The sequence below is a fragment of the Chloroflexus sp. MS-G genome (assembly GCF_000735195.1).
Taxonomy (GTDB): Bacteria; Chloroflexota; Chloroflexia; order Chloroflexales; family Chloroflexaceae; genus Chloroflexus.
In genome coordinates, this window is the sequence record NZ_JPIM01000040.1 from 24504 (window position 1) to 38159 (window position 13656).

At 54.1% G+C, this 13656-nt stretch carries 10 protein-coding genes; 8 read left to right on the plus strand and 2 right to left on the minus strand.

What is annotated here, in order from left to right:
- Positions 1-115: 115 nt before the first annotated feature.
- Complete coding sequence (locus JE47_RS0109190; RefSeq protein ID WP_031459471.1) at positions 116-1003, minus strand: CRISPR-associated ring nuclease; 888 nt, start codon at positions 1001-1003, stop codon at positions 116-118.
- Positions 1004-1066: 63 nt separating this feature from the next.
- Between JE47_RS0109190 and JE47_RS0109195 the strand changes: the two genes are divergently transcribed.
- Positions 1067-2221 (plus strand): CRISPR-associated protein Csx3, encoded by a 1155-nt coding sequence (locus JE47_RS0109195; RefSeq protein WP_031459472.1) that lies wholly within the window; start codon positions 1067-1069, stop codon positions 2219-2221.
- Positions 2222-2258: 37 nt separating this feature from the next.
- Here JE47_RS0109195 and JE47_RS0109200 read toward each other — a convergent pair whose 3' ends face one another.
- Positions 2259-3254, minus strand: a complete 996-nt coding sequence (locus tag JE47_RS0109200; RefSeq protein ID WP_031459473.1) for a glycosyltransferase family 2 protein — start codon at positions 3252-3254, stop codon at positions 2259-2261.
- A gap of 638 nt (positions 3255-3892) precedes the next feature.
- On the opposite strand from JE47_RS0109200, the gene JE47_RS0109210 reads away from it, so the two are divergent.
- The 7 genes from JE47_RS0109210 to JE47_RS0109245 all read left to right on the plus strand — a co-directional run bounded on the left by JE47_RS0109210 (position 3893) and on the right by JE47_RS0109245 (position 13374).
- A complete protein-coding gene (locus JE47_RS0109210) occupies positions 3893-5029 on the plus strand; it encodes a permease (RefSeq protein WP_031459474.1) in 1137 nt (378 codons plus the stop codon).
- A 703-nt stretch (positions 5030-5732) separates the two neighbouring features.
- On the plus strand, positions 5733-6440 hold the full coding sequence (locus JE47_RS0109220; RefSeq protein WP_031459476.1) for a GntR family transcriptional regulator: 708 nt from the start codon (positions 5733-5735) through the stop codon (positions 6438-6440).
- A gap of 6 nt (positions 6441-6446) precedes the next feature.
- A complete protein-coding gene (locus tag JE47_RS0109225; protein ID WP_031459477.1) occupies positions 6447-7655 on the plus strand; it encodes a CaiB/BaiF CoA transferase family protein in 1209 nt (402 codons plus the stop codon).
- Positions 7655-8608: a hydroxymethylglutaryl-CoA lyase gene (locus JE47_RS0109230; RefSeq protein WP_031459478.1), complete on the plus strand. Its 954-nt coding sequence runs from the start codon at positions 7655-7657 to the stop codon at positions 8606-8608. The genes JE47_RS0109225 and JE47_RS0109230 overlap by 1 nt, the downstream gene beginning before the upstream one ends.
- Positions 8609-8649: 41 nt before the next feature.
- A complete protein-coding gene (locus JE47_RS0109235; RefSeq protein WP_031459479.1) occupies positions 8650-10695 on the plus strand; it encodes a hydantoinase/oxoprolinase family protein in 2046 nt (681 codons plus the stop codon).
- Between the two features lie 23 nt (positions 10696-10718).
- On the plus strand, positions 10719-12653 hold the full coding sequence (locus tag JE47_RS0109240; protein ID WP_031459480.1) for a hydantoinase B/oxoprolinase family protein: 1935 nt from the start codon (positions 10719-10721) through the stop codon (positions 12651-12653).
- A 64-nt stretch (positions 12654-12717) separates the two neighbouring features.
- Positions 12718-13374 carry an N-carbamoylsarcosine amidohydrolase gene (locus JE47_RS0109245; protein WP_031459481.1) on the plus strand — a complete coding sequence of 219 codons (657 nt, stop codon included), beginning with the start codon at positions 12718-12720 and terminating at the stop codon, positions 13372-13374.
- Positions 13375-13656: the final 282 nt, after the last annotated feature.

The following is a 13656-nucleotide window of genomic DNA, read 5'->3' on the forward strand; positions in this document are numbered from 1 at the left end:
CGGTCTATGGTGTTCCTTTTGCCCCCCATCCTACCCCATCCCCCTCACCATCACCTCACCGCCGCTGATGAAAAACATTCACCATATCCTGTGATCAAGGGCGACCCGCGGTCGGTTATACTCGTTCAACAAAACCGGCAAAACGCTCACGCAGGAAGCGATAGTCGAGCGATGTATCTTCGGGGAGGTTCCAGGCAACGCGGCATTCGGCCAGAATTGCAGTTTTATGGGTGTTCACGGTGTTGAGCGTAATACACAGACTCGCGGCAACTTCGTCAGGACGCATGCCTTTGGCAAAGGCGCGTAGCACGTCACGCTGGCGCGGGCTGAGCCGTTCCCAAACCTGGCGACACTGCGGTTCGTCGATGGCGGCAACACGCCGCAACTGCTCTTGTACTGCCTGCAGCGATGTCTGTGCTAGTGCGCGTAGTGCCGGGAAGTAAGCATCCCACGGCACGATCGGCGCCTGAATTAATTGTACGCCATCAGCCGGCGTCACGTGCATCATTGCGCCGTCTCTGACACGCTGTAACGTCTCTTCCGGCGTATACATGTGCCAGATGCGATCCTGATGGTCGCAGAGCAATGCCGCAGCCGACATTGCCAATAGCGCCATCATGCGCCGACCGCCGCTTAGGCAAAGGTGGAGCCGCCGTCTCTCACTCTTCAGGTCGGCGATCAGGGTGCGGATGCTCTGCCAGGCGGCTTCGGCATCAGTAGCGGTACGGATGTCGGTCAGTTCGACGCCATTTACGCCGACCGGAAACCGCCGCAGTCGGCAGCGCCGACCGGCGTAGTAGTCGTCAACGAACTCTTGTTGCAGCCGTTGCCACGCTCGACGAGTACGCTCGTTGGTCAGCGCGAGGTGCACAATGTAGACTTCGTGGATTATTTCACCACGAGCGAGCAGGGCATCCAACGCAAAAGTGACAACTTGTGGTTGGCCACCGAGGGTGGCAAGGAGAACAGAGGATGCTTCGGTTGGCAAAAAGGTGTCTGTCATAGCTTTGAAACTGCTGATTACAGCGAATATTGTAGCATTCTTTCTTCACACTTGGAGTTACCAATGAACCCGTTTCCCGCAGTATTAATCTGTGGTCCGCCACATAGTGGTAAATCGGTTTTCACGTACTTGCTCAGTTACCTTCTGCGCGAACGAAAAATTGAACACTATGTCTTGCGCGCCTGCCCCGATGGAGAAGGTGACTGGAGCCAGGAGGCAGCACCAGAGCAGGTGCGTTTGTTACGGCAGAAGGGTGCGTTTGACCAGACGTTTGTTGATCGGGTGTGTCGTGATATAGAACGGCGCCATTTGCCCCTGCTGGTTGATATGGGTGGACGGCCAACCCTCGATCAAGAGCGGATTATTCGACACTGTACCCACGCGATTGTCCTTTCAGCTACAACTGAAGGGTTACTCGAATGGCGTAACCGTGTTGAACGGTATGGGTTGATTGTAATCGCGGAATTGTTCTCAGTGCTGAACGGAAATGATCAGCTTGAGGCCGAAACGCCGGTGTTGCGCGGGGTAATCAGTGGTCTCGAACGTCATACTGCTCAGAGTGGTGTTGTTGCTACAGCGCTGGTCAACCGCTTGGAGCGTTTAATGCGCTACGATTCCAAAGAGTTGAAAGATCACATCTTTCGTCAAGCGCCTTACGAAATGGTGGTTGATCTGTCGCAGCTTATTCAACAGCTTCATCCAGCAAACGCTAATCAAAACTATCTGCCGGAAGACTTGCCGAACGTTTTATCGCAGATCCCCCAAAATCCAGTGTCAATATACGGGCGTGGCCCAAACTGGCTGTACGCTGCGCTGACCCTCCACGTTGCCCCGCATCAGGTTGCGTTGTTCGATCCACGATTGGGATGGGTGAAACCGTTGTCTCTCCCTTGCGTCTCTCAACTAAAACCGGGGATCGTGGATTGGCAGATCAGGGTTGAACCAACATACACCTTGTTAACTGCTCGACCAACACAGCCATATCTTGAATACGATGAGTTGGCGCTGCTAGAGGTGCCAGCGCTCGATTCCCGACGGGGAGTAGTGATAAGTGGCAAAATTCCTTACTGGTTGCTTACCAGTCTGGTCCTGGCGTACCAACACCATCCCTGGCTGGCTGTGGTGCAACCAAAACTTTACCCGCAAGCCGGGGTCATTGTGCTGAGTCGTCAGATGCAGTACATACCCGGCAATAGGATAGAAGTTCTATTAGACTGATTAGCAGCGTAGATCACAAATCGACCGTCTACAAACCTTACCCCACCAACTGCGCTAACCGAAGCTGCATCTGCCAGGTCGCAATGGGACCAGGCGGCGGTTCAATCCAGCGCGCCAGTTCGTGTACCGGTACGGTACGGCGCATCTGGATATATCGTCGCTGATGCAATAACTGCGGCCACTCGGCCAGCGCCATCAATCGACCGGCCAACATGTCCGGCTGTCGTCGCAGACTGGCATACGCTGCGGCTAGAATGTCGTAGAACAGGATTGCCGGCAAGCAGGCTAACAGTAACGGCGTTGGCAGACAACGGATCAGCATGCGGATACGGTTCCGGCCGAGTAACCGTTGCTTGAGCGGACTGAACATACCTGCGGTTGCCGAGTAGACGTGACGGGCACGAGCAGCCGGTGCTAATACGCACTCCCACCCACGCAAACGGGCACGCCAGGCCAGATCGGCATCTTCCAAATAGCTGAAGAAATCGGCAAACCGGCCAACATCATCGAGCATAGCTCGTCGGATCAGTGCCAGACCACCGCTGGCGCCAAAGATAGGATGAGGCCGAGATGGTAACTGCGCAACCGTCATCCCTATTGCGCGATCAATTGCAATGCCGTTGGCGTGAAAGCAAATACCGGCGCTGGCGACGATCTGCGGTCGTCGGCTAAATGTCAACACGCCTGCCGCCCATCCTGCCTGCGGATAGGTATGCAACGCTGTCCACAGAGCATCGATACAGCGCGGCTCAACCAGTGCATCATCATTGATCAGCAGAATGAGATCGGTGTGCGTCGCAGCAATACCGGCATTCACCCCACCGGCAAAGCCGGTGTTGTACGGCAATTCTATAACACGCACCGTCGGGAAATGCGCACGTACCCAGGCACCAGCCCGATCACGTGAGCGGTTGTCGATCAATACAATCTCATCGTCTGGCCCTAATTGTTTTTGAATAGCACTCAGACACGCAGGCAGGTAGCGCAAAGCGTTGTAGGTCGGGATAACGACTGCGAGTGGTGGACGGAACATAGATTCTGTTTCCTGATCAAACGTATCTCAACTATGGTTCCGTAAGCGACTAGTCAATCAGGTAGCAATGATAACCTTTGCTCTGTCGCGGAGGTCATACCGTGCAACCTGTTTCCACTCCTCTTTGTTTAAAGAAGGGCGAAGGATAGACGAGGTACACATTTTGGGCGGTATCTGATACCGTAATAGGAAGATTTGGATCCCATTCCTATCAGTACGGTGCGGAGAAGCAAATAGAATAGTGGACACGCATTGCAATACCAGAAAACCCATCTTCAATCAAACGTTCTGTCTACCCATAAAGCTCTCTGTGGTTTAGAGAAGGGAGATTTTTCTCACCTGTCTTATAGAAGCACTTGCCACACCTCAATAATGTAAAACGCATAGACGTGACTATCGGCTATGTTTGAGACAACTTCATCGGCGCCCTTTGCATTATAGCGCACCATGGGATTAGTCTATCGAACTTCGCGCATTCCACACATTTGATCTTCTCAACATCAAATTGTCAACCGCCAGAGCTCTCTCCCAGCACAGCTTTGCAATTCCTTCCCGACATGGCGAACTTTGACAGAACCAGATATATCAGGCTATAATCTTGGTCAATATTGATACTATGTATCATTTAGAGGATGGGTATGATCAATCGTTTACTGATAGTGACGACACGTGAATCATTCGAGCGCCTGATGTCAATCGTTTCACTGATAGCACTGGTCCTAATCGTCGGTATAGCGCTATTCGAGAGTGTACGTGCATGGCTAACCGGTGCTGATCCCCAACACCTCGTTCCGGTCTTCGAAATGCCGATTGCTCAGGCTGGCAAAGCGTTAGGAAAGACACTAACTGACTGGATGCCAGACTGGAGCATACCTTCTCCCTTCGGCGTGTTCGACGTGAAATATACTGCTTCCTACATCATATACGAGTGGTTTAAGCTGCCGATTATCTTGTTCCTGACCACCTACGGTATGACGCTGCTTCGTTTACGCATCAGTACTGCTTGGCTCGAACGAACCATCGGGCGTAACGACCTGATGGGGGCCATTGCTGGAACGTTGATGGGTATGGTGACACCGGTCTGCTCATGCACAGTGACTAACCTGTACGCCGGGCTTGTAGCTGGCTGCGCCAGCCAACGTGCTTCATCCGCCTTTTTATTCGCTAGCCCGGCGCTGAACGAGTTTGCTATCATTTTCATGTTTGTGATTGTCGGGCCGGTCGGTGCCTTGATCTATGTGTTGGCCGGAGTCATCGCAGCATTGGTAACGGCTTATCTTGCGCCATTCCTAGGACTCGATCCGTCGCGATTAATCAAAGATCATTTGAACAGACATGCCAGTTGTAGCCACGTAAACGAAAGCCTTCTGCTCCGCGCCCATCGCGAGGCGTGGTCACTATTCAAACGGTTGTTCGGTGTTGTGCTATTCAGCGGACTATTAGCAGGAATCCTTGTCAATTTCAACCTCACGCCGGTTGCATACCTGAAGCAGATAGGAGCCGTATGGTGGGGTCCAATAGCGGCTACGTTGTTGGGTTTGCCTCTTGACATCAATGCAGCATCGACAGGACCGATGTTAGTAGCCCTTCACCAAGTGGTACCACCTGGCACATTGATCGCAGCGATGATGGCAACAACGGTCTCATCAATCCCGGAATGGACAATGCTCGACCGATTGCTCGGTCGTTTCAATGCTATTAAAGTAGTGCTCTGGTATGCAACGTATGTAATGCTACTCGGGTTGTTCCTCAATCAGCTATTCGACCTTCGGTAAGACACTACGAAATAGTGAGGGAAGCGGCGTGAGCGGAGCGAGGATGAGGATCAGGTACGGCTGTTTCACAGGATAACGGCTGCTCCCCTTCGCTCGTTATCGCGAGTGAGAGTAGGTTTGAAAAACCCTATTGTTATGGAAACGCAGGCCGCTAGCGCGCACGATGACGCGAAAGCGCGTTGTGTTCTGGTGAGTTTGGTCTCCTACAAGGTTCCAGAGGAAGGGGATATTGGGGACGTGCGTGATTACAAACTGTTTGTGTTGCTCGCGCTCCTCCCTCTCCCTGTCGAGGAGCCGAAACAGGAGCTTGGTCAGGATGGGCACCCACCCAAGCGGATGTGCACATTGGATGAGCGATGGCTCCCAGCCACAGACTGTGAGGATGCGAGCCAGAGACCCACACTCCCAGGGAAACAGCCTGAGTCGGGGATCGCTGTCAGGTAGGCGACATTCGTCGGTGTTGCTCCGAGCAGTTCGGTCGTTGCGTGTGGAAGAAGCTCATGCGGAAAACTTCTGAAAACCCTTACTATCGTCACCCTCACCCTTGACAATCCATTAACACTCTGCTATATTGTATACAATCTCTGAGAGGAATAAATCACATATCCAAGTTCTTATAATCGATTTTCTCGATCATTCAGGTATATTCATTCCTAGCATCAGAAGGCATGCTGTCTACTTCTTGCTACTACATCGAATTGTAATGAATAAATTGTATACAACTGACGAAACTTCTGCCGATCAGGTGTACCAGCAATTGCGTCGGTTACTGATCGAAGGCTACTACCCACCCGGATCGCGCCTGGTTGAAGAACGACTCGCGCAAGACCTGGGGGTAAGCCGAACACCGGTGCGACAGGCATTAGTACGAGCTGCCGCCGAAGGATTAGTACAGATCTTTCCCAATCGCGGCGCCGTGGCTCGTAGTTTTACCGTTGATGATTTGATCGAGATATATGACCTGCGGGCTTTGCTTGAGGGTCATGCCGCCTTTCTGGCTGCCCAACGCATCACTGCCGAACAGATCGCTCGTATGGAAGCCGCCGCAACTGCTCTCGAACAGTCTCTAGTGATGACATTCGAGCGCCGACAAGACGAAGTACACTTTTTGGTCGAACAGAATGCGATCTTCCACCAGACGATTGCCGAAGCCACCGGTAATCGGCGCCTGATTACGATGTTGAACCAGATTGTTGCCGTGCCGTTGCAGTTTCGTTCGTTTTACTGGTATCAACCCGAACAACGCCAGATTTCTAACTTTTTTCACCGTACTATTCTCAATGCGCTACGTCTCGGTGATGGTGAACGTGCCCGGGCCATGATGCGTGAACACATCTTTTACGGACGCGATGTCCTGTTACAGAGTCGGAATGCGGAAGATTCGTCAGCCTCTGCATTTCGTGAGGAGTAGTCTACTGTGTCGAACCAACGTCCACTACGGCCGCTCGATGATATTCGCGTGCTGGAATTAGGAGCGTTTCTTGCCGGCCCGTTCTGCGGTCAGTTGTTGGCCGATTTTGGCGCCGAGGTGATTAAGGTCGAACCACCCGGCAAGGGTGATCCGATGCGGGAATGGGGTCGCCATCGTTATAAAGGACGAACGCTCTGGTGGCCGGTATTGGCCCGCAATAAGAAATCGATCACGATCGACTTGCGGACACCCGATGGCCAAGTGCTAGTGAAGCGGCTGGTTCCCCACGTTGATATGGTGCTGGAGAATTTTCGCCCCGGTACACTCGAATCCTGGGGCCTGGGTTGGGAAGAATTGCACGCGCTTAACCCTGGTCTGATAATGATCCGGGTCAGCGGCTTCGGACAGACCGGCCCCTATCGCGATAAGGCTGGCTTCGGTTCAATCGGCGAAGCAATGGGCGGTATTCGTGCCATCACCGGTTTTCCCGACCGTCCACCAACCCGGATCGGGATCAGTATCGGTGACTCACTGGCCGCTACCTTCGCCACTATCGGCGCACTGGTTGCGCTCCATCAACGTCAACGGAGCGGCCAGGGCCAGGTGGTTGATATTGGGATATACGAGGGTGTGCTCGCACTGATGGAGAGTATGATCCCCGAATATCAACTGACCGGTCATATCCGTGAACGCACCGGTAACATCTTGCCAAATGTCGCTCCTTCCAACATTTATCCCACTGCTGATGGAAGCTGGTTCGTGATTGGCGCCAATGCCGATACCATCTTCGCTCGGCTCGCACAGGCAATGGGCCAGCCCGAACTGGCTACCGATCCACGTTTTGCAACCCATCAAGCCCGCGGTGAACACCAGGCTGAACTCGATGATCTGATCGCTGCCTGGACGGTGAACTATACCGCCGATCAGTTGCAGGCCATAATGGATGAGTATGGCGTTCCCGCCGGTCGTATCTACACTGCTAAAGAGATGCTGAGTGATCCGCATTTTCTTGCCCGCCAGTCAATTATCGGTGTACCTGATCCCGAATTGGGTGAAATCAAGATGCAAAATGTGGTTCCGCGCCTTTCGGCAACCCCTGGCGGAATCGATTGGACTGGTCCAGCCCTTGGGCAACATAATCACGAGATTTTTCGTGAATTGCTCGGTTTAAGTGAAGATGAACTAGCAATGCTTCAGGCGAAACGGGTTATTTGATGGAAGCCGTAACGATTATTGATGTCGCTCCACGTGATGGGTTGCAGAACGAACCAGAGGTGTTAGAGCCTGCAACGCGGGTGACGTTGATTGAACGCCTGCTCACTGCCGGTGTGCCACGGATCGAGATTGGTTCGTTTGTAAATCCGCGTCAGGTACCGCAAATGGCCGGTACCGACCAAATCGCGCAAACGTTAGTTCAACGTGGTTATAATCTGGCTGCGCGCACCAATAACGATGCGTTTCGCTTTACTGCTCTTGCCCCTAATCAACGCGGCTATGAATTGGCTGCCGCTGCCGGATTACGTCATATTCGGTTGGTCCTGGCAGCTAGCGATGGCCTTAATCAGGCCAATTTTAAGCGCACCACTGCCGATTCATTGGCCGAATTCAGCCACCTGGCACTTCGTATCCGAAGTGATGGCTTATCGTTTGGGGTAGCCATCGGCGCTGCCTTTGGTTGTCCCTTCGACGGTTACGTGCCGGTTGAACGAGTTCTCGCTATTGCCGAACACGCTGCCGATCTAGGAGCGAACGAGATCATCCTGGCCGACACCACCGGCATGGCTGTGCCGACCCAGGTCGCAACTGTATGCCAGATGGTTTTGAAACGGGTTCCAGATACGACCATTACCATTCATCTACACAACACGCGCAATACCGGCTATGCCAATGCCTTCGCTGCCTGGCAGGTTGGTATCCGCTCGTTCGATGCTGCCCTTGGCGGAATCGGCGGCTGCCCCTTCGCCCCGCGGGCAGTTGGCAATATCGCCAGCGAAGACTTGGTTCATCTTTTTAACGGTCTGGGGGTACCGACCGGGATCGATCTACCGGCCTTGCTCTCCGCATCCGACTGGCTTAGCTCAATCCTAGCTCGACCCTTACCGGCCCTGGTTGGCAAGGCCGGGCCGGTGTATCCACAGGTGGTACCTTTTATCAGCCACCGATTATAACGTGTTTGGGGAGTATGTCACTGATTTGGAGGAATGAACACATGAGTTACCGAATTGGAGTCGATGTCGGCGGCACATTTACCGACTTGATGCTCTTCGATGAGGAGAGTGGGCGCTACTGGCGTCATAAGACCCCCTCCACACCGCACGATCCGTCAGAGGCTGTGCTGAACGGTATCGCTGCTATCTGTCAGCAAGCCGGTATCGAACCAGCGCAAGTTGCCCAGATCATGCACGGCACCACTGTTGCCACCAATGTCATTCTCGAAGGGAAGGGTGCTCGCGTCGGTCTGGTAACGACCGAAGGCTTTAAGCAGATTTTGCACCTCGCTCGCTCACAAACCCCAGGCCCGCTCGCCGGCTGGATGATTATGATCAAGCCAGAACCACCGGCAACACTCGCCGATACCCGTGAAGTGCGCGAACGAATGAGTGCTCGCGGCGAGGTGGTGCGCCCGCTCGACGAAGCTCATGCCGAAGAGGTCATCCGCGAGTTGGTTGCTTCGGGCATTGAGTCGCTGACCATCTCGTTGATTAACTCGTATGCAAATCCCGATCACGAACGTCGTCTGAAAGCGATTGCCCAACGGATCGCCCCGCATCTGCCGGTCACTATTTCTTACGATGTGCTGCCGGAGTTCCGCGAGTATGAGCGCACGCTCACTGCGACGATGAACGCTTATGTCAAACCAAAGGTCAAAACCTACGTTCACAACCTCGATCAGAACCTGCGCCAACAGGGTGTGCGGGCGAAGCTCAACATTCTACGCTCAGACGCCGGGCTAATGACTGCTGAAGCAACAGAGGAAAATCCGGTCTACACCCTGCTCTCCGGGCCTTCAGGTGGTGTGGCTGGTGCATTGCATATCGCAGTACGTGCTGGCTATCCGAACATTCTGACCTTTGATATGGGTGGTACATCGACCGATGTCTCGCTCTGCATGGGTGAACCCAATATTGCCCGCGAGACAGTGCTCGGCTATTTCCCGGTCAAAGTACCGTCGGTTGACGTGCGCTCGGTTGGTGCTGGTGGCGGCTCAATTGCCCACGTTCCCTCTCTTACCCGTGCTTTGCGCGTCGGCCCACAAAGTGCTGGCGCTGTTCCTGGCCCGGCCTGTTACGGCAAAGGTGGGAGCGAACCAACGGTCACCGATGCCAATCTGCTTTGTGGGTACTTACCGCCGAGTATTCTCGGGGGCGCGATGCAGCTCGATCTGGCCGCTGCCAGAGCCGCGATCCAGAAAATTGCCGATGCTACCGGCCTGAGTTTGATGGACGCAGCCGAAGGGATTCTCCGCATTGTCAACGAGAATATGTTCGGTGCTCTCCGGCTGGTGAGTGTTCAACGCGGCTTCGACCCGCGCCAGTTTGCCCTGATGGCTTTCGGCGGCGCTGGACCACTCCACGGGAATGCGTTGGCCGAACTGCTCGGTTGTTATCCGGTCATTGTTCCGCCCGCACCCGGTTTGCTCTGTGCGCTCGGTGATCTGAGCGCTGATTACCGTGATGAGTTTGCCCGCACATACATCCGCACGGTTGATCGAGTTGAACAGGAAGAGATGGTAGGTATTCTGCGCGAACTCGGTCAGGAAGCGCAAGCCATGCTGACCGGCGAATCCATTCCAGCAGAGCGCCAGGAAATCCGCTATTTCGTCGATATGCGCTACTACCGACAAGGCTACGAGATGCCCATTGCCATTCACGAAGCCGAATTCGTCCAAGACCTCATTCCGCTGCTGGTGCAACGTTTCAACGAATTGCACGACCGCACCTACGGTTTTATGCTTGATACGAACGTCGAAATCGTAAACCTGCGTGCCGTCGGCATTGGTCGGGTAACCAAAGTTGAATTACCTGAAGCAGAACCGGGCGATCCCGATCCCAGCAGTGCTTACAGCGGCGATCATCAAATATACCGTCATGGCGAGTGGATGACGGCGAAGCTCTACGACCGGAATAAATTGCGCCCCGGTATGCAGGTCGAAGGACCGGCCATCATCACCGAAGTAGACAGTACCACGGTTGTCTTACCCGGTCATACGGCTACCGTCGATCGCTACTTTAATCTCCTGATCAACCGTAGTTAGTCAGAATGAGGAGTGTGCTACGTATGGCAACGAATCTCAAAATTGCGACCATTCCCCAAATCGATATTGATCCGGTGACTCTCGACATCATCGAGAATGCGCTTAAGAACACGCGCTACGAAATGGATGCGGTGCTGTACCGCACTGCCATGAGTCCGGTCATCCGCGAACAGCACGACCAGTTTCCGATGATTACCGACCCGTATGGCCGGATGATTGTTGGTCAATTCGGTTCGTATATTGCCGGTTTACTCGACAACTGGGATCAAACCATCGAGCCTGGCGATGTCATTTTGCTCTCCGATCCCTATCTCTGCGGCGGTGCCATCAGTCACATCAACGATCTCCTTGTAATGCTTCCCATCTTTTACGGTGAAGGCGACGATCGTGAATTGATCGGCTGGGCCAGTATGTTCGGCCATGCGCAGGATGTTGGCGGGCCATTGCCTGGCTCGCTACCGACCACCGCTACCACTATCTTCGGTGAAGGGTTGCGCCTGCCCCCGGTCAAAATCTACGAACGTGGCAAGCTCAATCGCGCCGTCCTCGACATTATGCTCAACAATGTGCGTCAACCTGAAATGAATCGGGCCGACCTTATGGCAATCATTGCCAGTTGTCGGACTGCCGAGAAGCGGGTGATCGAGTTGTGCAACCGCTTCGGTAGAGATGTTTACTTAGCTGCCACTCAGGCCCTGCTCGACCGCACGTATCGGGCAATGAAGGAACTGATTGTGCGCAATCTGCCCGAAGAACCTCAGTCATTTGAAGATTATGTCGATGATGATGGTCTGGGGAATGGGCCGTTCAAGATGAAGTTGACCATCTGGCGTGAAGGTCATGAAGCCTATTTCGATTGGACGGGAACCGACCCTCAGGCAATGGGGCCAATCAACTTTTATCTCAACGAGTCGATGTTCAAGATGTTCATCGGCGTTTACCTGATTATGGTCTTCGACCCCCAAATCCTGTTCAACGATGGCTTTTACCCGCTGCTTCACGTTACGATGCCCAAAGGCAGCCTGATCCAGCCTGAATTTCCGGCTGCCCTCGGTTGTCGCACCCACGCTCTGACCCGCCTGTTCGACGTGCTCGGTGGTGCACTTGCCAAACGGGCTCCAGAATTTACGACTGCTGCCGGTTATGGCACCTCGCCCTACTTGCTTTACTCTGGTTATGACAAAGATGGCGAGTTCTTCTACCTGATGGAGATCAACTACGGCGGTATCCCCGGTCGCCCGATTGGTGATGGTATGGATGGTCATTCGTGGTGGCCCCTGTTCACCAACATTCCTACCGAATACCTCGAGAGCTATTATCCGATCCGCATTGAACGCTACACCAGCATTATGGACTCTGGCGGCGCTGGTTTTCATCGCGGCGGGAATGGTATCGAGAAGATTTACACCTTCCTCGAACCAGGCGAAATTTCCATTCACGATGATCGCTGGTTAACGCCGCCGTGGGGGAATGTAGGCGGAAAACCAGGAAGTCGATCCAGTAAACTCCTGGTACGTACCGACGGTAGCAAGCAGGTACTGCCCAGTAAATGCGACCAGATTGCCGTGGAACCGGGTGACCAACTGATCTATCGTACTGCTGGCGGTGGTGGCTGGAAAGATCCATTGACTCGTCCCCCAGAAGCAGTTCAACGCGATGTGCGCTATGGTCTGGTCAGTCGCGCGAAGGCGTTGAACGATTACGGTGTCGTGCTTCGCGATGATCTCACGATTGACGAAGCAGCTACCGAGGCCAAACGGGCTGAACTGGCTGCCGCACGCGGTGAAATTAAGAGTTTCGATTTTGGTCCACCGCTCGAGGAGCTACTGGCCAACGCCGAAGCCGAAACCGGTCTACCAGCACCTCGCAAGCCGCAACCGGTACGTTGGGCAGTTGCCCGCGCTGCCCGTCGCGAGCGAATGGCAACCAACCAACCATCAACCGTCACTGCTGATTAATTGTCAGGATCATTGTGGGGCGAATAATCATTCGCCCCCCTTCGCATAGAAGGAGCAATGTGTGATGACCGACTACGACCATCTGACTACCAATTACCGCCAGCACGGATTGGCCGGTCGAGTCGGCTTTGGTCAATCTCCTGCCTTGCTCATCATCGACTTCATCAAGGCTTATACCACCCCTGGCTCGCCCCTCTATGCCGCGCCGGGAGTTCCAGATGCCGTGCGGGCCAGTCAGCCACTGCTGGCTGCTGCCCGTGCTGCTGCTATTCCCATCATCTACACAACGGTCGTTTACGCCAGTGATGGCCGGGATGGCGGTATCTTCGTCCAGAAAGTCCCTGCACTCCGTCAACTCACCCACGACTCACCGCTTGTCGCCATTGTTGACGAACTCCGCCCCCAACCCAACGAGCTGGTTATCGAGAAAAAATACGCCAGTGCCTTCTTTGGTACCCATCTTGCTGCGACCCTAACTGCAATGCGCGTCGATACCCTGATCATGGTCGGTTGTTCAACTAGTGGCTGTATTCGGGCCAGTGCAGTTGACGGAATGCAGCATGGCTTCCGCGTCATCGTACCCCGTGAGTGCGTTGGCGACCGTGCGCCAGAACCGCACTTCGCCAACCTGTTCGACATCGACAGCAAATACGGTGATGTGGTGAGCCTTGAAGAAGTGATGACCTACCTTACACAGTTCAACCATTCCATCACTGCCTAAGCCGTAATCGGCAGGTGGAAGCACCATGTAGCACCGTTAGTAACGATAACAGGAATGGCAAGGGAGATGATCTCAGCACGGTCCTGTCCCCACCCCAAACGGTACTGACAGGACACGGCATTGTGACAGAAAAGTGGGAGAGTAAGCTATATTCCATATCAGCAGTTGATACTCCCCCCTTTCGCTCCCACCAAGGGAGCGAAAGGGGGAAGGTGAGGGCCGCCCTCACCCCTGGCCCCGCTCCCGCAGTGCGGGAGCGGGGTGAGCTGGGGAGAGGCAGGA